This window comes from Pseudomonas brassicacearum, from assembly GCF_000585995.1.
GTDB lineage: Bacteria > Pseudomonadota > Gammaproteobacteria > Pseudomonadales > Pseudomonadaceae > Aquipseudomonas > Aquipseudomonas brassicacearum_A.
On record NZ_CP007410.1, the window covers coordinates 2,627,153 to 2,652,111 of the forward strand.

The 24,959-nt window shown below is 58.0% G+C and carries 10 protein-coding genes; 9 read left to right on the forward strand and 1 reads right to left on the reverse strand.

Going from position 1 to position 24,959, the window contains the following annotated elements:
• Positions 1–18 precede the first annotated feature (18 nt).
• From CD58_RS11555 to CD58_RS11575, 5 genes are all read left to right on the forward strand, one after another.
• Entirely contained in the window at positions 19–1,191 is a 1,173-nt protein-coding gene (locus tag CD58_RS11555) for a glycerate kinase (protein WP_025213157.1), read from the forward strand.
• 426 nt (positions 1,192–1,617) lie between these two features.
• Positions 1,618–2,799, forward strand: coding sequence for a pyridoxal phosphate-dependent aminotransferase (locus CD58_RS11560; RefSeq protein ID WP_025213158.1), 1,182 nt, complete (start codon positions 1,618–1,620; stop codon positions 2,797–2,799).
• Between the two features lie 289 nt (positions 2,800–3,088).
• Positions 3,089–5,050 (forward strand): hypothetical protein, encoded by a 1,962-nt coding sequence (locus tag CD58_RS11565; RefSeq protein WP_144238548.1) that lies wholly within the window; start codon positions 3,089–3,091, stop codon positions 5,048–5,050.
• Between the two features lie 105 nt (positions 5,051–5,155).
• Positions 5,156–7,123, forward strand: coding sequence for a hypothetical protein (locus CD58_RS11570; RefSeq protein WP_025213160.1), 1,968 nt, complete (start codon positions 5,156–5,158; stop codon positions 7,121–7,123).
• Between the two features lie 305 nt (positions 7,124–7,428).
• Entirely contained in the window at positions 7,429–9,705 is a 2,277-nt protein-coding gene (locus CD58_RS11575) for an autotransporter outer membrane beta-barrel domain-containing protein (RefSeq protein WP_025213161.1), read from the forward strand.
• 74 nt (positions 9,706–9,779) lie between these two features.
• Here CD58_RS11575 and CD58_RS28755 read toward each other — a convergent pair whose 3' ends face one another.
• Entirely contained in the window at positions 9,780–13,763 is a 3,984-nt protein-coding gene (locus CD58_RS28755; RefSeq protein ID WP_025213162.1) for an Ig-like domain-containing protein, read from the reverse strand.
• A 226-nt stretch (positions 13,764–13,989) separates the two neighbouring features.
• Between CD58_RS28755 and CD58_RS28760 the strand changes: the two genes are divergently transcribed.
• The 4 genes from CD58_RS28760 to CD58_RS28765 all read left to right on the forward strand — a co-directional run bounded on the left by CD58_RS28760 (position 13,990) and on the right by CD58_RS28765 (position 24,822).
• On the forward strand, positions 13,990–16,938 hold the full coding sequence (locus CD58_RS28760) for a hypothetical protein (RefSeq protein WP_025213163.1): 2,949 nt from the start codon (positions 13,990–13,992) through the stop codon (positions 16,936–16,938).
• 209 nt (positions 16,939–17,147) lie between these two features.
• On the forward strand, positions 17,148–20,579 hold the full coding sequence (locus CD58_RS11590; protein WP_038436616.1) for a hypothetical protein: 3,432 nt from the start codon (positions 17,148–17,150) through the stop codon (positions 20,577–20,579).
• Positions 20,489–21,067, forward strand: coding sequence for a hypothetical protein (locus tag CD58_RS11595; RefSeq protein ID WP_038436618.1), 579 nt, complete (start codon positions 20,489–20,491; stop codon positions 21,065–21,067). The genes CD58_RS11590 and CD58_RS11595 overlap by 91 nt, the downstream gene beginning before the upstream one ends.
• A gap of 263 nt (positions 21,068–21,330) precedes the next feature.
• Positions 21,331–24,822 (forward strand): Ig-like domain-containing protein, encoded by a 3,492-nt coding sequence (locus tag CD58_RS28765; RefSeq protein WP_025213164.1) that lies wholly within the window; start codon positions 21,331–21,333, stop codon positions 24,820–24,822.
• Positions 24,823–24,959: the final 137 nt, after the last annotated feature.

Consider the following 24,959-nt stretch of genomic DNA (forward strand, 5'->3'; position numbering starts at 1 on the left):
TCGGAACCGGAGAATAATATGAAAATAGTCATCGCCCCCGACTCGTTCAAGGACAGCCTCAGCGCCCAGGGCGTTGCCGATGCCATTGCCCAAGGGCTATCCCAGGTCTGGCCGGATGCCCAGTTGATCAAGTGCCCGATGGCCGATGGCGGGGAAGGGACGGTGGAGTCGGTGCTGGCCGCCTGCAACGGTGAGTGGCGCTGCATTCGGGTCCGCGGCCCTCTGGGCGCGCCCGTCGAGGCGCGCTGGGGTTGGTTGGCCGACAGCCGCACCGCGATCATCGAGATGGCCGAAGCCAGCGGTCTGCAATTGGTGCCTCCCGGGCAACGCGATGCCTGTTCCAGCAGCACCTATGGCACCGGCGAGTTGATTCGCGCCGCCCTCGATGAAGGCGCCGGGCGGGTGATCCTGGCGATCGGCGGCAGTGCCACCAACGATGCCGGTGCCGGTGCGATGCAGGCCCTGGGCGTGGTCTTGCTGGATGAGCACGGCCAACCCCTCCCACCCGGCGGCCTGGCCCTGGCGAACCTGTCGCGCATTGACTTGGCCGACCTGGATCCGCGCCTGGCCCAGGTCAGTTTCGAGATCGCCGCCGATGTCGATAACCCGCTGTGCGGGCCCCATGGCGCGTCGGCGGTTTTCGGTCCGCAGAAGGGCGCCTCGGCCCAGCAGGTGCAGGCACTGGACCGGGCCCTGGGGCACTTCGCCGAACACTGCGCCCAAGCCTTGAACAAGGATGTCCGCGACGAGCCAGGCAGTGGCGCCGCCGGTGGCCTGGGGTTCGCGGCCAAGGCATTTCTGGGGGCACAGTTTCGTACCGGTGTGGACGTCGTCGCCCAATTGACCGGGCTGGCCGATGCGGTTCGTGGCGCCGACCTGGTGATCACCGGCGAAGGCCGTTTCGATGCCCAGACCCTGCGCGGCAAAACCCCCTTTGGCGTGGCCCGCATCGCCCGCGAGCGAGGCGTACCGGTGGTGGTCATCGCCGGCACGTTGGGGGAGGGCTACCAGGCGCTGTATGAACACGGCATCGACGCCGCCTTTGCCCTGGCCAGCGGGCCGATGACCTTGCAAGAGGCCTGTACCGATGCCCCGCGCCTGCTGAGCGAGCGAGCCCAGGACATTGCGCGGCTTTGGCGGGCGGCGCACCCTCGCCATGGGGAAGTGACAGGCGCGGCTAGGACGCAGTGATCGTTCCCACGCTGGGAACGATCAAGCAATGGCCAGCGCCGCCGGTGTGGCGCTGGAGCAAAGCGGCCCACGAACTGTCGCGCCTGGCGGTGGGGTTGAATGCGATGGTGGCATGTAGCAATGCGCTTTCAGATACGCCTTGGTAACCCCTGCGCCATAGGTCAATTCCTCATCGATCACGGCTTTGACCGGTGTCTGGCTATGGCTGCTCAGGGCATGAAAGACCTTCAACGGCGATAACCTCCCGACATCCGCTGCGCGATTCGTCATTGGTGGTGTGCGGATAGTTGCCTCTCGATTAAATGTCCGGTTGCGAGCCAGCGCTACTGTCAGACCTGACAGGTCATACCGATGTGTGGGTGCGACTGGCATAAGTGATCGATTGATATAAGGTTGAGTCAGCCATATACCTGACAGGAGAACGGGATGCGCTTTTCAGCCTTGACCCAAAGGATTACCGGCGACGGTGCCGCTGCCTGGCAGATTCACGACCGGGCGCTGGCCCTGCGCGAGCAGGGCATGGATGTACTGCTGTTGTCAGTGGGCGATCCGGACTTCGACACGCCGCGCTCCATCGTTGACGCCGCCGTCGCCAGCCTGCGGGCCGGCGAGACTCATTATTCAGACGTCCGTGGCTTGTACACCTTGCGTGCCAGCATCGCCCGGCGTCATCGCCAGCGCTGCGGCCAGTCGGTGGGTGCCGAGCATGTGACCGTGCTGCCGGGGGCGCAGTGCGCGGTGTATGCGGTCGCGCAATGCCTGCTCAATCCCGGGGATGAAGTCATCATCGCCGAGCCGATGTATGTCACCTATGAAGCGGTGTTCGGCGCCTGCGGGGCGACAGTGGTGCCAGTGGCGGTGCGCCCGGAAAACGCTTTTCGGGTCGAACCGGCCGATGTGGCTCGACTGATTACCCCGCGGACCCGTGCGATGCTACTCAACAGCCCGAACAACCCGTCTGGCGCGAGCCTGCCGATGTCGACCTGGCAAGGCTTGGCGCGGCTGTGCATTGAACATGACTTGTGGCTGATCAGTGACGAGGTCTACAGCGATCTGCTGTACGAAGGCGAGCACATCAGCCCAGCCAGCCTGCCGGGCATGGCCGAGCGCACAGCGACGATCAACAGCTTGTCCAAGTCCCACGCCATGACCGGTTGGCGCATTGGTTGGGCCATCGGGCCTGAACCCTTGGCCGAACATCTGGCGAACCTGTCGTTGTGCATGCTGTTCGGCCTGCCGGACTTCGTGCAGCGCGCCGCCCAGGTGGCGCTGGAGCAGGATTTGCCTGAGGTGGCGCAGATGCACGAGGAATATCGCCAGCGCCGGGACCTGGTCTGCGCCATGCTCGATGACTGCCCGGGCCTCAAGCCGGTGCGGCCCGACGGTGGCATGTTCGTGATGGTCGACGTGCGCCAGACCGGCCTCGACGCCCAGGGGTTTGCCGAGCGACTGCTGGTCGGCTACGGCGTGTCGGTGCTGGCCGGCGAGGCATTCGGGCCCAGTGCGGCGGGGCATATCCGGATTGGATTGGTGGTCGATCAGGTGAAGCTGGCGGATGCATGCAGGCGGATTGCCTCGTGTGCCGCTGAGTCCTTACAACGGCGCTGAAGTTTTACAAATTCAATACACGCTCTTGTAGCGTATTCAAAAAGAGCCCCCATCCAGCAAGGGCGATGTCCGCATGCAAAGTGCGTTCATTTACAAGAGCTGAGATATTGCCGTTCGGTGCCTACTAAGGCGACGAACGGTATCCGCACCTGTCAACTCTGACAGTATTCAATCGGCCGGATAAAGAGTCGAATAGATTTTACTTGGGTTCTGCCATGTAGACCCGAGATGAACTACGCATCCTCAGTGCGGCGCCGATAATCTCATTCATCGCGAGTTGGAGTGGCAGGTGAGCGAATCGAAAGAGAGCAAAGACTCGGGTGAAAGAGAAAGGCCTCTGATGCGCAAAAGAAGCCCGATATTGGCTGACCTGAAGAAATTATCGATTCCCTTGATTATTGACGACAGTGATCCAGAAGGGCTCCTTCCCACAGGATCGCAGAATCAATCGTTACCTGTCGACGTGCCCGAGCGATGGCCAGAATTTGCGATTGCCGGTGAAGAAGACATTATCGAACTGTACTGGGAACGTCCCAATAATAGGACTGGCGTGCCCGTGCATACAGTTACACTTCCAGGTCCCATTACAGAGGATATGTTTCCCTATCCTCTGGAAGTACCGAAAAACAATCTTCAACCCGATGGTCGCTTCGAGATCTGGTACGAAGTTGTCATTACTGGTGGTGGCCCGGGGGCGCCTTCCGAACATCGATTCGTGACGGTGGATAGCCAACCGCCCAGTTACGATAAACAACTTGAGGCATTACTGTTCCCCAGTAATCTGCCGGGGAACGTTATCACCGCCGAGTATCTTCAGAACAATAATGACAAGGTCGAGTTTCGCCTTCCTTTGCCCATCTACACCGGCGCGGCGGATCGTGATGTGATTGAGTTGTACTGGTCGCCAACGAACCCACCCACAGAGAGTTTTGTCACCACGAAGACGGTTCTTCAGGCAGAGATCGATGCCGGAGACATTCGTGTGGATTTAGAGGGCGACGACATTCGTGCGCCGAACCAGAATGGCACCTTCCATGCCTTTTACAAAGTTCGGGATCGTGCCGGAAACGAAACGCTGACCTATTCGAAGCCTGCCACTGGGACCGTGTCCCTCATACCTTGGCCTAGCCGGCTCCCGCCGCCCACCGTGCCTCTGCACGACGATGATAACCTCGTGCACCGGGCCGATGCGCGGGCGCAGGTGCAGGCGGTCGTTGATAATATTCCCCCTCCGTTGCAACCCGATGATCAGATCGAACTGCTATGGGACGGGGTTGCGCTGCCCCGGCGCGACGCTGTTCTTCCGTTGCACATACCGGTGCCCTGGAGTGTATTGATCGCTAATGGGCCAGGGCCTTCGGTGGTCAAGGTGGGGTACAACTTCATTCGTAATGGTGGTTCGCGTCCCTCGGAAGAAGCCGATATCAACATCAATTTCACGGTTGCGGGTCAGGACCATCCCAATGCACCGGCGTTGCTTAACTCCCTTTTACCGCTCATCGATATAGTGGGCGGTTCGGGCGTGCCCAATGTGCTGTTGCCCACTGACCGGGCTTCTCCGGTGATCCCGAAGCTGAAACTTTATCAGGCGCCGAATCCAGGGGAGCTGCTTGAACTCTACTGGGGCCAATACAATGGAGCCGTCGCCACTTATACCGTGCAGGCAGGGGATGTCGAAGGCGCGGAAGTTTCGTTCTCCGCCGTATCCTGGGACGTAATCGACACAGAACCCAATAACACGAGATTGCCGGTTTACTACACCACCAGTAACGGGGTGAATGAACAGCAATCCGAAAATACTTATGTGCGAGTTCAAGTCACCACCATCGATGATTTGCCTGCACCGATTTTTGAAGATGCCGATGGTTTTGGTTATATCGGTTGCGAAGATAAACCGTGGGAAGGGATTCGGGTTCGCATCAAATTCGACAGCGGTCATTTTGCAACAGGCGACCAGATCCTGGTGTTCTGGCAAGGCTATCGAGCATTCAATTCCACCGATCCAATTGCGGAAACCTACGGCGAGTTTCCGCAAGAGATAAGGCCTGAGCATATTCGTGACGGTTTTGTCGACGTCTGGATCCGGCCCTTCGATCCTTACATAAAACTGGTGTCGCGAGGATCGTGGGGCGCCTATTACACACTGACCAAAACGGATGGACAGTTTGGCACTTCTCCGGCACCCGAAAATTTAAAGATCGTTGAAACCGTTACGGAAGAACTGTGTGCCGCTTCTAGACATGAGGATTGAAAATCTACGAGCTTCTTGATGTCGGGCTCGTTGGAAAGGCAATGGGTAGTCAGTATTTTAGCTATTCATGGATATATCTGATTGATATCTACCGGAGCTGAAAAAATGAATGACCAGACCAAAAGCAAGTTGACTGCTGCGCAGGCTCGCCAGGCCTACAATACGTGGTATTTGCATGAACGATCCAAGCAACTAGCAGATAAGTTGGATCCGATAATTATTCCGGACTATTTTCCTGGATTCCCCGAATACACAGGGTATGTACCTCGGAGGCTGCAGGAAAAAGATCTTGAATTGCAGGTCGAGGAATGGCCAGAGCCAGCCGGAAATAACGAGACAGATGTACTCAGGATTTACGTCAGGCCCAAAGGGAGCGAAGAGTGGGGAGAGCCTACGGATACGCATGACGCTGTCGGGCCATTTCTTCCTGGCGACTTTCCCTATGATACCACCGTCGATGCTTCCGCTTTTGCAGAGGAAGGGACTTACGAGCTGATGTACACCGTATCGATCGAGTCGGGAGACACTTCGGAATCTGATATAGCGGAGCTCCATATCGATAAGACTCCGCCCAATGACAATCAATCAGCTGTTGCTTTGGAGTTCCGAGATCAGGAGGCTAAAGACAGCGGGTTGACCAGGGCCTACCTGGACAGTGTCCGTACGACAGGCGTGCCTATGATCGTACCTGGTTATACAGGCCGACGTAATCAGGATCAGATCGAAGTTTACATTAAGGTAGAAGAGGACATTGTTCCGAAACTGATATTTGATGAGGTGATTCCTAATAATCGGATAATTTGGATCCCGGTTATAGTCTTCATGGGTAAAGAAGATGGACTGCTGGCTATAAGGTTCAAGCTGAAAGATATCGTGGGTAATGTCGGTCCGGAATCGGTGCCTCTCGAAACTCATCTGCTGCTGCTTGATCCTCCTGTTGGGCCGTTCCGTCCCTTGAGAGTGCCGCTAGCGGAAGACGCCAAGACATTGATTGATCTGGCCGACGTTCGAGCGGGCGTCCGGGCCTTGGTGCCGCTCTATACAAACCACGGAAAGAACGATCGTATTTACCTGACGTGGGGCACGCATACGGCCCGTTTTCCCCACAGGGTAGGAATTAGTCCATCAGACCCAATCATTATTGACGTAAGCGATACTGAACTGATCGAACCGGATTACGGTGCCGCGACTGGCGAAAAACCGACGGCCGTTACCTATCAGATAGTACGGGGCTACGACACGTACGATGCTGACAGCGCGCGGAACATCAACGTCGATTTATCTCAGGTCATCGACCCTAGCATTCTGCCAATGGTGGTTGTCCAGGGAGGTGGCCCAGCGCCAGAAGATAATAAGTTGTTGGTGTCCGACATCGGATTTAATGCAACGGCGACTTTCACAGTGCCTGCGGGTCTGGTCGGCGTTGACTGGGCGAGGCTGTACTGGGGCGATCTACCCAATTACGTAGCTGAAGTAACACCCGTGCCGGCTGTAGGCGCTGATGTCATATTCGATGTGCCTTGGACCGAGATCGAGAAGGTACCGGGTATTGAGATTGGCGTGTGGTATGAGGTAGGTGTGACCGATGATAACAACCCTGCCTCTTCTCCCAAGACGCCAGTGAATGTAGAGGCGGCAGTGCCCATCAGGCTGGAAAATCCGGAGTTTCCTGATGCTCGATTCGTAAACAACCTTTGGTGGATCAATTGCTCGTCCTGGCTCGGTCCGGACGCTAACTTGCGGTTGCATATTCCACCGAATCCAAGGTTGACGGCAGGTCTGCAAATGGACATTACCGTACAGGGTTATTCCGATTTTCCACCTGTCACCCCAGTGGGAACGCCTTGGACAATGTCGATTCCTTCACTGAGCCAATCACAAGTGGAGGATGGCTTTGTAGAAACGGTTGGGCCCAGGACCACTTATTTTGACGATCTGCTAGGGCGCAGGGGGGCGTTGAAGGTCGACTATACGGTGGTGGTCGGCACGTCGACCTTGTCAGGCACGCTTTCGATACGTGCCGCTTCGAAGGATGCGGCAGGTCTGTGTCCAATAAACCCTGATATTCCTTAGGTCCTGAAAAAGTTAGGAAGCGGAAAGAAAAAACGCGGATTTTTTCTTTCCGTTGTTATTTCTCCAAAGGGTCGAGAAGTTCCGTTGATGAATTTGGGATTTTTCTTGGTTGTATTTGGGATTTTTCCTACACGCCGTGGGTAGTTGTTTAAGTATCCTGCCGCCGCCTTGCACTTTGATTGCCGCTGAGTCGTGAGGAAGTGCACGTTTACTCTTACTTCAGGTCCATCACTATGTATTCCTCGAATTCCACACGATTGCTTTTGTCCGGTATAGCGCCGGTGTCTTGTTCCCTTGTTTTATCGATGTTGGTCAACACATCGGCGCAGGCCGACTTGGTAGGAAATGGCGAAGTCAGGGATGTTGCCCCAGGTACCCCGAGTGATCGCTACGAAGTTATCACCGGTTCCACGCTCAATGTGAATGGCGCCAATATCATGGATGTCATTTCAAGAAGCTCCACAATCAATGTCCGCCCGGGTAGTACGACCCAGCAGATATGGGCAAGTGAAGGTTCGCGAGTGAATCTTGATGGTGCCACGGTGACGGCCACGGGTACCGGAGGCATCGCTGGGGTGCGACTGGAAGCCAGTGAAGCAACGATCAACAACAGCACCGTGACCAATGCCAACGGGATTGGCCTCCACTTGTTGCAAAGCCTCGGAGTGGGATCGTCGGCGACGGTATCCAACAGCGTTATCAAAGGATCGGAAGGCGGCGCCTTCGCTTCGGCGTTGAGCACCTTGGATATCCGCAACTCGCATATCGAAGGTACGGGCGCCAATAGCTACGGCGTCAGGTTGTTCAGTGCCGACGCGACATTCACCGACAGCACGATTATCGGCGGCCTGAATGGACTCGATCTGCGGGGCAATCGGCCACTTCCCCGCGAAGGCAACGTGTTGCTCGATGGCACGACCGTCGAAGGAAAAACCGGTGCCGCCATCCGTGTCGTGCCTGCCGGCGCCGCCTCCACGGTATTCAATATCAATCTGACCAATGGCTCGAATCTCATCGCAGGCAATGGCAATTTGCTTGAAGTTGTCGGCGGCGCCACGGCGAACATGGATGTGAGCAACAGTGGCGGTGTCGTGCTGAAAGGCAATATTGATGTCTCCGAAAACAGCACTGTCAATCTGAGTTTCGATCAGGGCCGTATGGAAGGTGATTTCATTGTCGAGTCCGGAAGTACCGGCACCCTGAGGCTCGCCAACGGTTCGTTCTTCAAAGGTAATCTGACCAACGTTTCCGGCGTGACGATCAACAGCGCTTCCGACTGGGAAATGGCTGGCGACAATACGGTTGGCGCCTTGGCCATGGACGGGGGAAGGGTGGTCTTCGGCGGTGCTGGTGAGTTCTATCAGTTGAATGTGGGCACCCTGACGGGCGATGGAACCTTCAAGATGGATGTCGACTGGGCCACCAATGAACACGATGTGCTCAATGTCACCGGCGTTGCCAGCGGGGCTCACGAGTTGCAGGTGAACGGTTCCGGCGTCGATCCGGCGTCTCCACAAGCGCTGACCCTGGTGCACACGGCGGCGGGCGACGCTACCTTTGGCCTGGTCGGTGATCAAGTGGATGTCGGGACCTACTCGTATAAATTGGTTTCCGCCGCGAATGGTTCAGGGGGAACTGATTGGTTCCTCGACCCTGAGACGGCGACGATCAGTCCCGGTACCCGTACGGTCATGGCCCTGTTCAATACCGCTCCAACAGTCTGGCTGGGTGAGCTGACCAGCCTGCGCAGCCGCATGGGTGAGTTGCGTTTCAACGCAGGCAAAACGGGTGCGTGGGGCCGTACCTATGGCAACAAGTACAATGTGGATGCGGCTTCCGGTACCGGCTACAAGCAGACTCAGCAAGGCTTCTCCCTCGGTGCCGACGCGCCGCTGCCCGTGGGCGATGGACAATGGCTCATTGGCGCGATGGCGGGTCACAGCAACTCTGACCTGGATTTGAGCCGCGGCAGTTCAGGCACCGTGAAAAGTTACTATGTGGGGGCTTATACGACGTGGTTGGACGCGGACACGGGCTACTACTTCGACGGTGTGCTCAAGCTGAACCGTTTTCATAATGAGGCGAAAGTCTCAATGAGTGACAGCCGCCGTGCCAAGGGTTCCTACAACACCACGGGCCTGGGCGGCTCGGCGGAGTTCGGACGGCATATCAAGCTGGACAACAACTACTTCATTGAACCCTATACCCAGTTCTCCACGGTGGTGATCCAGGGTCAGGATTATGGTTTGGATAATGGTATGCAGGCCGAAGGCGACCGCACCTATTCTTTCCTCGGCAAGGTCGGCATGACCGGCGGGCGTAATTTTACGCTGGACGACGGCACGGTGCTGCAGCCTTATGTCCGGCTGGCGATGGCCCATGAGTTCGCCAAAAACAACGAGGTGAAAGTCAATAACAACGTATTCAATAACGACCTTTCGGGTTCGCGCGGTGAACTCGGAGCGGGTATAGCCGCGCAGCTCAGCGAGCGTTTGCAACTGCATGCCGATTTCGACTATGCCAATGGCAAGAATATCGAAATGCCGTTCGGCGCGAACGTGGGGCTACGCTACAGCTGGTAAACGCTGGAACTGACTGGAAATAACCCAAAGAACCCTGCCGCAGTGCAGGGTTCTTTGCGTTTGAAGTGCTCATCTTACCTCCCGATGCCCAGGCCCGTGCCGCTCGGGTTAAGGTCCCATAACCCCCATGTAGCGCCATTGGACATGGTCAGCGCATACATATACACCGGTGGTAATGGATACTTGACGCTGCTGGACCATGTGTAGGCGCCCCCCCAAGGCCAGCGGCCCCGGTAGGCGGCGCTGATTGCATTCAGCGTACCGAGATCCGGAACGCTCAAGCCACGTGAAGCGGCTACGTTGCGAATCGTCTGGTAATGCCCGCCTCCGAGGTTATGACATAGCCAGACACCAGTCACCGTAACGGTGTAGCTTTTCGACTGCGTTGGAGTGGCCGAGTCGGTCACGGTGATGGTCGTGCCGCCATTGCGGCGCACGGTCACCAGCCCGGATTGATCAATCTCGGCGGCTGCCGGGTTGCTGGAACTGTACCAATAGGGGGGTATGCCGCCGGTGGCGGTGTGGCGTACCGACGTGCCGCCGCCGAAATTGGGCAGCGCGGCGCTGCCGACGAGCATGTAGGCCGCTCCACTCAATGTGACGGGGCTTTGATTGAAGTTCAACGGTGGCGTTGGCGCGCGTACGCTAAAAGTCCGCGGCTGTGAAATGGGTACGTTGTCGCCATACAAGGCTTTGGCGGTCAGGCTGTAGTCTGCCGGGGTCACCGCCAGCTGTGGCAGGTGCCAGATACCCCCGGCATCCGCTGTGATTTCGGGGGCTGTCGTCGTGGTGCCAAGGATCTGCACGACCTGATAGGCACTGGCATTACCGCTCAAGGCCACTCGATTGTCGGTCGTGGTGGCACCGTTATTGAGTTCGCCGCGGGAGTCTCGAACGCTGCTGATACTCGGATTGACAACGCCCGTCACCGTGAATGACCGCGGTGCGGACGGCGGAACGCCTTGGCCATACAGCGCCTCGACCACAACGTTGTAACGCTGAAGGGCCAAGGCGCTGAAGGTGGTACTCCAGACACCGTCGCCATCAGTCGGCTCTTCTGGAGCCGGCGTTGTAATCCCCGTGATTCTTACGTTCTGCCTGGCATTGGCTTGGCCTGTCACCGTGACTTGCCGATTGGCGGTGTAGCCTTCATGGATAATCTCACGCCAGACATCCCTGATACTGGTGATGGAAGGGGCGTTGGCGGCTTCTACGGAAAAAGTCCGTGGCGATGAAACAAAGCCGCTGCCGTCCAGGGCATGGGCGGTGAGCCGGTAAGATTTCACGCTCAGCGGGGACATGATATGAAACCAGGATCCATCGATGTCTACCGGTACGGTCGCTCCTGGCGAGCTGCCGTCGTAGAGCTGGATACTGGAGTCCGGCGTTGCCGTGCCACTCAATCTCACACTGGTGTCGAGGGTGTTTTCGCCTTCACCCACTTCGCCCCAGGAGTCCCTGACACTGGTGATCTCTGGAACGACCCAGTCATGATGGGTCTTGAAGGTGTAGCGGGTGAGGGGAAAGGTAAGCCCATAGATTTCTTCTGTTTCAGCGCCGAAGCCCACCTTGCACACCACGGTTAACGGTGTGTTGTGGCCGAGTCGTTCCAGCTCGGTTCGCAACGCCACTTCACTCAGGCCATTGGCGACCTGGCTGTCGTTCAGTTCATGGCTGTCCAGCAATGCAATGGTGTAGCGCGTTCCAGTCTCAGTGTTGCCCTCAAGTCGAAACCAGATGCGCTGCTTGGCGGCAATGAACGGCCATTTTCCAAGGGTGACGTTGGCATTTGCGGTAAAGGTTGCCAGGTTCAACACCATCGTCGTGTCGTTTGCCTGGGTAATCCGTGGTTTGGGCAACTGGTGTTCCGGATCCTGGAAGGCCAATACTTTCAGCGCCAGGGTTTTGGAAGGAAAGATGAAGCCTTTGTACGTCACCTCATAGCCGAGCATCACGTTACGGTTGATATTGGCGCCGACCACCGAGGCCGGGACGTTGAAACGAACGCTGCCGGTGGTACTGCCGGGCAATTCCAAATCATCGGAGGTACCCGCTCCGGGGGTACCCAGCCAATTCAAATGAACCCCGTGTGGCTCATCCATGCTTGCGTATCGCACCTCTACCGTGGCGCCGGCGAGTGCATTCATCGGATCCAGCTCATCGGCGGGCGAGGCTTCGATCACCTCCGGCACGGGCAATTCGCCCAGCAGGTCACCGATGACCAGCTCAAGCAAGCCCGAATAGCGATACCGGCCGGTGAGTTTTTCAAGGACAACATAACGAATCCGGACGATGTCGTTGATGTTCGGTTCGATGTACTTGCGCAGGATAGTAAAGTCCAGTGCCTTGCCGGCGCTGACCTGGGATATCGATACCCAATCGCTGGTGCTGCCATCTCCAGGATTGCCATGCCAGTAGTAGGTGAGAATGTCGCCTTGGGCGGTGCCGAGGTAGCCGATACGCAGTGTCACGCTGCCGGTATGAATGTACGGGTCGAGTTTATTATCCGGCGCTTCAACGACCCGGGGCGCAGGGATGTCGGCACGGATGACCTGGACCAGGGCGTCGAGGACGTCGGACTCCCTGACGTCATACACGACGGCGTTGTCGTTGGAGACCCAGTAGTTCAGTTTCAGGCTGCCTCCCCGCAGGACCTCGATGTGTTCACCGGGGACGAACATCACAATGTCCGTGCCGACTTCATTGTTGCTGACAATGTGCTCGTCTTCATGCAGGTATGGGCCTGCGTTGTTGGCCTTTTCACCCAACCAGACCAGTTTGAGATGGTCGCCATCCTGCATTCCCGGATAAGCGTGGATGATCACTGTGGCGAAGGGCTGGTCCGGTTCGAGTGTGTCCCCAATCAGTTCTATAAGGGTCGGCGCGGGTAGGACGGACACCTGCCCCTGGACGTTTGCAAAGGCGTGTTTGGATGACAGCGGAGGATCACCGTTGGCTTTTTCCAGGATATAGAATGCGTCGCCAGACCCGCCCGCCAGGGCACGGATTTCAGCGTTGGGAATCTCGAACTCATAGACGTAGGGCAGGTTGTCGATGACTTTGGATTGGCGGTTTTCCAAGGGCAGGCCGACCACTGGAGTACCGATCCAGGTCATGTTCAACGTGTCGTTCAGGGCAAAGTCGGGTGCGAGCGCGAAAATCTGGATCGTTACGGGCCGTTTGCCCAGCGTCGGCAAATCGATAACACCATTGGAAGCGCCCTTGATGATGGGTGCGGACAGTCGCGCGGCGCCGGCATCTACTTGCACATAAGTGCGCGAAGAATATTTTTCGGCATAATTCCAAACCAGATCGAACACCATGTAGTGCACTAGCAGTCGAGCACTGTCTCCGCCGGCCAGGATGGTCTGCTGGTCGATCCTGATGAAGATCGAATCGGTAGTCGCCGCCTCTTGCGCGGTTATTTCGCGGTATACAAAGGCGCTACCCCAGGCCAACTGAATGGTGTCGTGGGCCGCACGACCGGGGTAATGCATGATCTCAAGGTCGAACCCGTCCTTTGCGGAGCCGGCGTCCACCCCGTTATCGATCACATCCTGAGGGGGCAGCGGAGCCTTCAGTTCCGAATGACCGGGGTTATGAGGTTCTCTATCCTTGCCGCCTGGTCGATCCAGCTTGATACGCAAACGCCAGGGTGTCGACCCGTCGCTGGGCGCGGTTTCGCCTACGCGGGTCAACTTGAAGTGGAAGTTCTCGCCCCAGGTGGGGGCGATTTTTTCGTGTGGCAGTGGCAAAAACAGGCGCTTGCTAAGCCCTCCGCGCGGAACAGTCTCCTGGGCGACGATTTCATCGTTCAGGTAGACATCGACATGGTCGCCTTCTTTCTGTTCGTTCCAAGGATCGATAACGCAAAGTGCGTCCTTGGGAGGGTCTTCGGTCTGGGGCGGGATGGCGAGGTCGAAGACAATGCTGCGGTTGATTCCGAAGTCAGCATCGATTACCGGACTGGTCCAACCTGCAATGAACAGCCCCCGGAGTTCCAACGGTGCTTGGGAAGGGTCCAGTGGAGGAAGCAGCCAGGGCATGAACCGGGTCATGGGGAACGTCCATTGGTAGGGGGCTGAACCCTAATCTGCTAGTCGGGTGAGGATTTGCCAACTGTCAGGATTGACAGGTTGAGTCGCCGTTGGTCGGTTATGGCCTGGTTTGCGTATATCCGGTCAGCGGCCACGCTCCCTACGACTTACTGTCAACTCTGACAGTAGGCACATCTCCCTTTCAGGCATTGAATAAACCCAGACCTCATCCGACTGGGAGCCTGCCATGGACACTGCCGACAACACCCCTCTGGATTACGAACCTCTGGATATTCCCGACGGCGGTCCGGCGCATCTGCCGGCTCCAGTCGACAGCGTCGGCATCAACATCGCCGCCGCCAAGCTCGTCTTTCCCCACCAGGGGTTGCGCCTGCTTCTACCGCCCTGGGGCGACCGCATGGGCCGGGGCGATTCCTACAGGATCAAGTTGGGCCCTGTCCCCGTGCTGACGGGCTCTATCGATGAAGAGAGTCAGGTGGGCCAGTGGGTCGAGCGGTTTATCCCGGTAGGCGGGCTGGTCGATGGGGACTTCGACCTGAGCTACGACGTGAAAATACTCGGGGACCCCGACTACAGGCCTTCGGAGGTGACGAAGATCCACGTCAAGATCGACTTCGCCCCGCCCGGTGGCCCCGATCAGAACGGCGATACGCCCGGTCACTCCGCACTGAAACTGACGATCCCACCCGAGTTCCTGCCGCCCGGCGCGGTGGACCAGGAGGCCGCCAAGCGAGGTGTCCCGGTAACCATCGAGCCTTACCCGATCATGGCCGAAGGGGACCGGATCAAGCTGTTCTGGGGCGGCGAACACGTCTGGGGCCGTGTAGAGAAAGAGCACCTGCCGCCACAGAACACGCCTTTGGTGATCACCGTCGATGAAGCCACCATTATCGAGGCCAAGGACACCGATGCCAACGGCCTGGCGGTGGTCTTTGAAGTCTATGACGTGGTGGACAACAAATCCGACGACTTCAGTGCCGAAGTGCGGGTGATCGTGGACACCGGCAACTCGCGCTTGACGGCGCCGCTGGTCAAGGAGGTGTTCAATCTGGAGCTGGACGTGGACCAGCTCGGCGAGGCGGACCTGACCTTTCAAGTGGTCGCGATAGATGCCAATTTCGAGGTGGGTGATGAAATCGAGATGCATTTGACGGGCATAACGGCGGAGGGGGAAAAGATCGACGAAGTCATCTTCGCGCTGGAGAAAATTCTCAGTGTCCCGAGTATTCCCGAGTTCAAACGTCCGAGCGCCGAGGTGCGACAGCTGGCCGGCGGTCTCCATGCGGCTTTCTTCTACCGGCTGATCAAGGCGGATGGGAGCCCCGACCTTTTTTCGAAAGTGTTTGCCCCGCGGATCGTGGGCCGGGCCAATCCCCTGGCGGCCCCGATCCCCCTGGACGAGATCGCCGGCACACTCGATCCACAACTGCCCAGTACGACCATCGAGATCCCGCTGGACCCGGCCATGGAAGAGGGCAATGCCATTGCGTTGATCTGGGACGGTATCACCGAGAGCGGCAGCCCTTACGAGCCCGACTTGCCCCTGCATCCGCTTAGCCAGAACGAAGCGGAGGGTCGCGTGCCGATCGAAATCGTCGTGACCGGCGAGCACCTCACCGTCATTGAAGGCGGCACGCTCGATCTGTACTACAAGCTGTTGCGCGATGTGGTGAGCCGGGAAGTCATCGCAGAAGAGTCACTGCACGCTGACCTGCTGAGCATCGGTATTCCCCTGGCTGAATTGCCGCTGCCGGTAGTCGAAGGCGAGAACGACGGCGTGCTGGACCCGGCGGACAAACCGAACGGCACGCGCTTGATCGTTCGCCAATACAGCGGGCAAAAGGCCGGAGACCGGGTGCATAGCTTGTGGTGGGGGTCGAAAACCGGGCGGTATCGGGACTCGATTCGGGTGACTGAATTTACCGAGAACCAAGACCTCCCGTTCCCCATCACCGCCGCGTTGATCGAGGGGAATCGGGATGGCACGGTGCGGGCGATGTATTGGGTCAAGCGGGTTGCGGGCGGGACCAGTCCGTCAGAAATCTTGCAGATGAGCATTGGCTCGGCCTTGGACTTGACTGCACCTTCGATAAAAGAAGCCAACGGCGCCACCCTGAACCCAGTCAATGCCAAGGACGAGTTGACAGTCGTCGTGCCGGCCAACGCCGCGCTGCGTCCCGACGACAAACTGAAAGTCACTTGGACCGGCGCACCGGGCACGCCCGCCGAGGGTTCGCACACCTCGGGCGAATGGCCGGTCAGGGATGGGTGGAATGTTCCGATTCCGAACAGCGTGGTGGCTTTCAGCTTGGGTAAAGCGGTGATGGTGACCTACACGGTGATCCAGAACGGGGTGGAGTCACCGCGCTCGGATCCGTTTACGTTGAATGTGCAGGCGATGCCTGTGGCTAGCCTGCCGATGCCGCTGATTCCGGAGGCGGCGCAGGGTGGGATTGGTACTGAGTTGGATTTGAGTACATTTACCGGACATGCTCGCGTCACTGTCGCCCCCTGGCCGTTGATTGCCGTTGATCAACGAGTCTGGCTGAAGTGTGAGGGGACTGCGAGCGATGGCTCGGATTACACGATTCCGCTTTATATCGGCTCAGAGATCACCTCAGGCCAAGTGGCCGGCGGGCTCTCCACGACGCTATCACGGAGCGAGCTGGAGAAGCTTCGCGATGGTTCTGAGCTCAAGGTTGTGCTACTGGTGACGTTCAATCGCACTAATAATCAGAGCGAGGCCATTCCCTTCCCGTTGCGCACCTATGTCTTGGTTTCTTTCGATCACTACACCCCGTTCACGAATGGAGACATGAACGGCTGGGAGAAATCGAACGGAGTCGTTACGATCAAAAATGAGAGCGGTAATGACTATTGCCAGCTTGGATTCGGGACTATGCAAGTATCGACCATAATTGCGAACATAGGAGGGCTGCGTCCCGGGGGCAGATATGAGTTCAGCATACGTGCCCGTAAAGCGTCTCCGGCAGGTGCTTTGCACTGTAGGGTGCAACAGGTATTACATGCTAAGTCGCTCGCTCCAGAGTGGAGAACGTTCTCAATCACATTCGAACCAATTAATACAGTGGTGCGGATAGAAATTCATAATGGAACGCAGCCTGGACAAGACTATGTGACCGACATCGACGACATCCGGATTCGTTCGCTTTGACAGGGGTCAAGCAGATAATTTGATCGTTTCCCCAAGAAAAGGGGACGCATTTATTATCCGCTTGGCGAACGGTTTGGAAGTGGATAACAGAACAGCGGCGAGACCCTACAGGACAATCCCGAGGAGTGCCTACTGTCAACTCTGACAGTAGGCACATCCTCCTTTCAGGCATTGAATAAACCCAGACCTCATCCGACTGGGACCCTGCCATGGACACTGCCGACAACACCCCCCTGGATTACGACGCGCTGGTCATTCCCGACGGCGGCCCTGCGCATCCGCCGGCTCCAGTCGACAGCGTCGGCATCAACATTGCTGCCGCCAAGCTCGTCTTTCCCCACCAAGGGTTGCGCCTGCTTCTACCGCCCTGGGGGGACCGCATGGGCCGGGGCGATTCCTACAGGATCAAGTTGGGCCTTGTCCCCGTGTTGACGGGCTCTATCGATGAAGAGAGTCAGGTGGGCCAGTGGGTCGAGCGGTTTATCCCGGTAGGCGGGCTGGTCGATGGGGACTTCGACCTGAGCTACGACGTGAAAATACTCGGGGACCCCGACTTCAGGCCTTCAGTGGTGACGAAGATCCACGTCAAGATTGACTTCGCCCCGCCCGGTGGCCCGGATCGGGATAGCGATACGCCCGGTCACTCCGCACTGATACTGAAGATCCCGGCAGAGTTCCTGCCACCCGGTGCGGTGGATCAAGAAGCTGCGAAACAAGGCGTTCCAGTGACCATCGAGCCTTACCCGATCATGGCCGAAGGGGATCGGATCAAGTTGTTCTGGGGTCGTGAACACGTCTGGGGAACGGTAGAAAAAGAACATTTGCCGCCACAGAACACCCCCCTGGTGATCACCGTCGATGAAACCACCATTGTCGAGGACACCGATGCCAACGGGCTGGCGGTGGTCTTCGAAGTCTATGACGTGGTGGACAACAAATCCGACGACTTCAGTGCCGAAGTGCGGGTGATCGTGGACACCGGCAACTCGCGCTTGACGGCGCCGCTGGTCAAGGAGGTGTTCAAACTGGAACTGGACGTGGACCAGCTCGGCGAGGCGGACCTGACTTTTCAGGTGATCGCGGTGGATGCCAACTTCGAGGTGGGCGATGAAGTCGAGATGCATTTGACGGGCATAACGGCGGAGGGGGAAAAGATCGAAGAAGTCATCTTCGCGCCGGAAAAAATTATCGATGTCCCGAGTATTCCTGAGTTCAAACGCCCCAGCGCTGCGGTGCGACAGCTGGCCGGCGGTCTCCATGCGGCTTTCTTCTACCGGCTGATCAAAGCGGATGGAAGCGATGACTTGATCTCCAAAATATTCTCCCCACGGATCGTGGGCCGGGCCAATCCCTTGGCAGCCCCGATTCCCCTGGACGAAATCGCCGGCACACTCGATCCACAACTGCCCAGTACGACCATCGAGATCCCGCTGGACCCGGCCATGGAAGAGGGCAATGCCATTGCGTTGATCTGGGACGGTATCACCGAGAGCGGCAGCCCTTACGAGCCCGACTTGCCCCTGCATCCGCTTAGCCAGAACGAAGCGGAGGGTCGCGTGCCGATCGAAATCGTCGTGACCGGCGAGCACCTCACCGTCATTGAAGGCGGCACGCTCGATCTGTACTACAAGCTGTTGCGCGATGTGGTGAGCCGGGAAGTCATCGCAGAAGAGTCACTGCACGCTGACCTGCTGAGCATCGGTATTCCCCTGGCTGAATTGCCGCTGCCGGTAGTCGAAGGCGAGAACGACGGCGTGCTGGACCCGGCGGACAAACCGAACGGCACGCGCTTGATCGTTCGCCAATACAGCGGGCAAAAGGCCGGAGACCGGGTGCATAGCTTGTGGTGGGGGTCGAAAACCGGGCGGTATCGGGACTCGATTCGGGTGACTGAATTTACCGAGAACCAAGACCTCCCGTTCCCCATCACCGCCGCGTTGATCGAGGGGAATCGGGATGGCACGGTGCGGGCGATGTATTGGGTCAAGCGGGTTGCGGGTGGTACTTCTGCCTCAGAAATATTGCACATCAGCATCGGCGTGCAGGCGATGCCGACCCTCGATAACGTCAAGGATGACAAGGGTGCAGAAATTCCGGAATGCACTGAAACGGTCACGGCTACCGTTTCGGTAAACGGAACGGCCAGCAAGGGACGTGATGTCGAGATCTACGATGGCAGCGGGCCAACGGCTGAATTGAAAGGTACCGCAACAGCTGACGCTGTGACGGGTATCTGGTCGCTCGCGGACATCGCGGTTGCTGAAGGAGGGCATCGGTTTTATGCCAAGGCGCTGTATAACACGGGTGGATCACCTTACTCGAATGTTCGGTTATTTACGGTGGGTTCGGTCCTGAACCCTGACGCCCCTTCAGTAAAGGAGGCTATCGGAGATCAGATCAACCTCATTGATGTGCCCAACGGCGCCACTGTGCAGATCCCGATTGAGGCTGCTCTCAAGGATGGCGACTCCGGCATGGTGCGTTGGGTTGGTCTGGCTGGCGTTGGCAGTATTGAGGTGCCCTTCAACGTCGTGGCCGGCGATGAGGGAAAGATCAAGGAGGTAACTGTTCCGCGTTCGGTGGTGGAGGCAAACGTCGATCGATCCATTACGTTGGACTATCTATTACAGCGCCGCGGTAGCGAGTCTGCGGTGCCTTCCGAGTCGGCGGTCTACGATGTAAGACAACAGGCAGGCTCCGGCCAGTTATTGGTCATGGGGGCGCGCGCTAACTCGTTTGGGTATTGGACGCGCCGCAGGGGGCCCATCTACCTGGTAGCGCTGGATGCAACGACGCGTCAGCCGCTCGAGGCGCTTTGGCAATATGAGGGGGAGGTGGAGGAGGTCAGAGCAAGCCGTTTCAGGGATACTCAACCCTGGCGGCTGTTGCGGGTACACACTACCAACGATCAGCTTCGACTAAACCCTGCCAATGTTTTTGCCAATGGGGACGCTTCCCTATTAGGACAACAAGCAGCTGCGTTTGCGGCTCGGCGCGATTGCGGGAACTTGGTGGGGTGGGGAATTGCCGGTTACGGCGGTTCGATTCCCGAGCCCATCGCTGCATTGAACGACATCCTTGAAGTAACAGGCGGCCTCGCTGTGTTTGTCGCACGAAGAGCCAATGGCCAAGTGGTGGCCTGGGGCGACAGGAATCATGGCGGCGTGGTACCTGAGCCGATCAGCGAATTACGTGACATCGTCGAGGTAACCAGCTCTCAATGGGCTTTTGTTGCACGGCGCGCCACTGGCCAAGTGATAGCTTGGGGCGACCGTGCATATGGTGGTAGTGTCCCCGAACCGATCGCCAACCTGAGCGACATTGTCGAGGTGACGGGTGCTCTACGTGCCTTTGCAGCTAGGCGCATCACCGGTCAGGTCGTGGCCTGGGGCTACCCTGGGGGGCCGGAAAGCAATCCACCAGGGGCTATCACCGATCTAGTGGACATCGTAGACGTAGCGGGCGCTAGCGCTGCTTTTGCTGTCCGCCGTGCCAACGGTCAGGTGGCGGCTTGGGGGGCAATGGCGGCGATGTCCCGGAGGCAATCTCCATGCTGGAGGACATCATCGAGGTGGTGGGTTCCAATCTGGCTTTTGCAGCGCGCCGTGCCAATGGTTGCGTGGTGGGCTGGGGCAGTGTGAATTCTGGCGGCTCAATTCCAGAGCCTATCGCCGCATTGGATGACATCGTCGAGGTGACTGGCAGTAGAGGTGCTTTTGTCGCACTGCGTGCCAGTGGCCATGTCGTGGGCTGGGGCGATATCACCTATGGCGGCGGAATCCCATTATTGATCCGCGAATTGAACGATATCGTCAAGGTGACCAGCAATTATGGTGCTTTTGCCGCTCTGCGTTCCAACGGTACAGTGGTTACCTGGGGGCATTCAGAATGGGGCGGTGAATCCAGTGCAGTGATCGATCAATTGGTCGATGTAAGGGCTATCTATAGCAATGCCGTGGCTTTCGTAGCGTTGACCGCAGACGGACGCGTTGTCACCTGGGGCAGGGCGGAATCGGGCGGCGACAGCGAAGCCGTCCAGGGCGAGTTACGCGGACAACTGTCCTACTACGCCACTGCGGCATCGCGCGGTGCTGTGCTCAAGAGGCAGGCTCGCGGTGGCTACTCATAGCCGGATGGAGAAATAAATCAACCAACCTGTGAGACGCATCTCGCGTCTTAATCCCGATCACGAATCCGCCAACAATCCAGATTTTGAAGATAAAGGGGGCGCATCTATTATCCGCTTGGCGAACGGTTTGGAAGTGGATAACAGAACAGCGGCGAGACCCTACAGGACGATCCCGAGGAGTGCCTACTGTCAACTCTGACAGTAGGCACATCCTCCTTTCAGGCATTGAATAAACCCAGACCTCATCCGACTGGGACCCCGCCATGGACACTGCCGACAACACCCCTCTGGATTACGACGCGCTGGTCATTCCCGACGGCGGCCCTGCGCATCTGCCGGCTCCGGTGGGCAGCGTCGGCATCAACATCGCTGCCGCCAAGCTCGTCTTTCCCCACCAAGGGTTGCGCCTGCTTCTACCGCCCTGGGGCGACCGCATGGGCCGGGGGGATTCCTACAGGATCAAGTTGGGCCCTGTCCCCGTGTTGACGGGCTCTATCGATGAAGAGAGTCAGGTGGGCCAGTGGGTCGAGCGGTTTATCCCGGTAGGCGGGCTGGTCGATGGGGACTTCGACCTGAGCTACGACGTGAAAATACTCGGGGACCCCGACTTCAGGCCTTCAGTGGTGACGAAGATCCACGTCAAGATCGACTTCGCCCCGCCCGGTGGCCCCGATCAGAACGGCGATACGCCCGGTCATTCCGCACTGAAACTGACGATCCCCCCCGAGTTCCTGCCACCCGGCGCGGTGGACCAGGAAGCTGCGAAACAAGGCGTTCCAGTGACCATCGAGCCTTACCCGATCATGGCCGAAGGGGATCGGATCAAGTTGTTCTGGGGCCGTGAATTCGTTTGGAAAACGGTAGAAAAAGAACATTTGCCGCCACAGAACACCCCTCTGGTGATCACCGTCGATGAAACCACCATTGTCGAGGACACTGATGCCAACGGCCTGGCGGTGGTCTTCGAAGTCTATGACGTGGTGGACAACAAATCCGAAGACTTCAGTGCCGAAGTTCGAGTGATCGTGGACACCGGCAACTCGCGCTTGACGGCGCCGCTGGTCAAGGAGGTGTTCAATCTGGAGCTGGACGTGGACCAGCTCGGCGAGGCGGACCTGACCTTTCAAGTGGTCGCGATAGATGCCAACTTCGAGGTGGGCGATGAAGTCGAGATGCATTTGACGGGCATAACGGCGGAGGGGGAAAAGATCGACGAAGTCATCTTCGCGCTGGAGAAAATTCTCAGTGTCCCGAGTATTCCCGAGTTCAAACGCCCCAGCGCCGAGGTGCGACAGCTGGCCGGCGGTCTCCATGCGGCTTTCTTCTACCGGCTGATCAAGGCGGATGGGAGCCCCGACCTGTTCTCCAAAGTATTTGCGCCGAGGATCGTGGGCCGGGCCAATCCCTTGGCAGCCCCGATTCCCCTGGACGAGATCGCCGGCACACTCGACCCACAACTGCCCAGTACAACCATCGAGATCCCGCTGGACCCGGCCATGGAAGAGGGCAATGCCATTGCCTTGATTTGGAAGGGGGTCACCGAGACCAGCAGCCCTTACGAGCCCGACTTGCCCCTGCACCCGCTCAGCCAGAACGAGGCGGAGGGGCGCGTGCCGATCGAAATCGTCGTGACCGGCGAGCACCTCACCGCCATCGAAGGCGGCACGCTCGATCTGTACTACAGGCTGTTGCGCGATGTGGTGAGCCGGGAAGTCATCGAAGAGGAATCGCTGCACGCCGACCTGCTGAGCATCGGCATTCCCCAGGCTGAATTGCCGCTGCCGGTGGTCGAAGGCGAGAACGACGGCGTACTGGATCCGGCGGACAAGCCGAACGGCACACGCTTGATCGTTCGCCAATACAGCGGGCAAAAGGCCGGCGACCGGGTGCATAGCTTGTGGTGGGGGTCGAAAACCGGGCGGTATCGGGACTCGATCCGGGTGACCGAAATTACCGAGACCCAAGACCTTCCGTTCCCCATCACCGCCGCGTTGATCGAGGGGAATCGGGATGGCACGGTACGGGCGATGTATTGGGTCAAGCGGGTTGCAGGTGGGACCAGTCCGTCAGAAATTTTGCAGATGCGCATTGGCGTAGGCATGGATTTCATAGCGCCCAGCATCAAGCAGGCGACCGGCACTGCGCCCAACCAGCAACTGAATCCGGTGGCGGCCAAGGATGCCTTGACCGTGGTGATTCCAGATTACGGTATCCAGCCCGGCGATCAGGTCAGCGTCACCTGGACCGGCACTGCAGGCCCGGGTTCCTACACCAAGCCGACAGGTGATTTGCCTTCCAACCGAGAGATTGAACTGCCGGTCGAGGTAATCGCTTATAACTTGGCAAGGTCGGTGACAGTCACCTACACCGTGACCCGCGAGGGTAAGGAGTGGCCAGCGTCAGCACCACTGACCCTGAGCGTGCAGGCGTTCGCCGCGGGCGATCTGCCGACACCGCTGATTCGCGAAGCGGCACAGAGTGGCATTGGCAGTGAACTGGATCTGAACAGCTTCACCGGCAATGCCCGCGTCACGGAAGCGCCGTGGCCGCTGATTGCCGCAGGCCAGCGGGTCTGGTTGCGCTGCGAGGGCACCGCCAGCGATAACACCGATCACACGATCACCCTTTACACCAATTCAGCGGTAAGCGGAAGTGAAGTGGGCGCCGGCCTCTCCAAGGAAATCCCGCGGGCCGAGCTTGCGAAGTTGCGCGATGGCTCCGCGCTCAAGGTGGTGCTTGAGGTCACGTTTAACCGCAGTAGCAACCAGAGCGAGGTCGTTGCGTTCCCACTGCGTACTTATATCGTCAGGGCCGTGGCATGGCTTACACCGACCCTCACCGATATCCGTGACTCTAAAGGTACTGTCGTGGGCGGCAGTACCGTGGAGACCAGCGTCACCGTCACGGGTACCGGACACAGTGGTGAACGGATCCAGTTGATGGACGGTACGGCCAATATCGGCAATCCCGTGTCCATTTCTGCTGGTGGGACAACGTGGAGTACCCCACTCACGGGCCTGAGCGTCAAGGCCTACAGTATCAAGGCCAAGGCTCTCTATGGCTCGGGAATACCGGAGTCGGCCGCAAAAGCTTTCAATGTAGTGCCCCCTTTGAGCTTCGGGACGGCCTATAGGATGGTCACGCAAAATTACGTCATTGCGAAGGTCAAAATACCGAATAATCCATTGCCTGTTAATAACGCCAGCTATACCCGTGTTGCAACAGGAGGCATTCCACCCTACCGATATTCATCAGCGAATCCTGAGGTCGCCGTAGTAGACAGTAGTTCGGGTTATGTACGTGCCGCCGGCAACGGAGATGCAGTGATCACCGCCACCGATCAGGATAACGCCACCGCCTCCTATACCATCACTGTTTCCCACGTAATGCAGGTGGCACTTCTCGGGAGTGTCCAGTGGGGACAGGCGGGAGTACTCGATTACCCCGTGTATGAGCTTCTCATTGAAAATTACAGGCCTGAAGGCTATTTACCTTCAATCATCCCAGGGTGGCCGAATAGTTGGTACTGGGCGAGGACGGGGCATATAGATGCAAGGTATGGAATGGTAAAAAATATGAGAGGTGAAGGGGACTATGAAGAAAAAACAAAATTTTACCCTGCCCTGATGCATCTTCAGACCCGTGCCGAAATGCCCGAAGGCTGCGACTTTCTGGAAGAACATTCTGAAGAGGGCAAGGTGAATTCATCTTCCACTGGCGATGCTGACCTTCCCCCAATGGATGGCAATACGTAAGCCGCATATATTTACCAGAAATAAATCCTGTGAAAGCGAGCAAAACTCCCACAGTGTTTTTGGGTGTTCACAAAATCGGTGTTTCACCCAGACCCTGTGGGAGCGAGCTTGCTCGCGATAGCGGTGTAACAGCCAAC

Coding starts and splice junctions, on each gene's coding strand:
- CD58_RS11555 (WP_025213157.1), top strand. CDS start 19: ATGAAAATAGTCATCGCCCCCGACTCGTTCAAGGACAGCCTCAGCGCC.
- CD58_RS11560 (WP_025213158.1), top strand. CDS start 1,618: ATGCGCTTTTCAGCCTTGACCCAAAGGATTACCGGCGACGGTGCCGCT.
- CD58_RS11570 (WP_025213160.1), top strand. CDS start 5,156: ATGAATGACCAGACCAAAAGCAAGTTGACTGCTGCGCAGGCTCGCCAG.
- CD58_RS11575 (WP_025213161.1), top strand. CDS start 7,429: ATGTTGGTCAACACATCGGCGCAGGCCGACTTGGTAGGAAATGGCGAA.
- CD58_RS28755 (WP_025213162.1), bottom strand. CDS start 13,763: ATGACCCGGTTCATGCCCTGGCTGCTTCCTCCACTGGACCCTTCCCAA.
- CD58_RS28760 (WP_025213163.1), top strand. CDS start 13,990: ATGGACACTGCCGACAACACCCCTCTGGATTACGAACCTCTGGATATT.
- CD58_RS11590 (WP_038436616.1), top strand. CDS start 17,148: ATGGACACTGCCGACAACACCCCCCTGGATTACGACGCGCTGGTCATT.
- CD58_RS11595 (WP_038436618.1), top strand. CDS start 20,489: ATGCTGGAGGACATCATCGAGGTGGTGGGTTCCAATCTGGCTTTTGCA.
- CD58_RS28765 (WP_025213164.1), top strand. CDS start 21,331: ATGGACACTGCCGACAACACCCCTCTGGATTACGACGCGCTGGTCATT.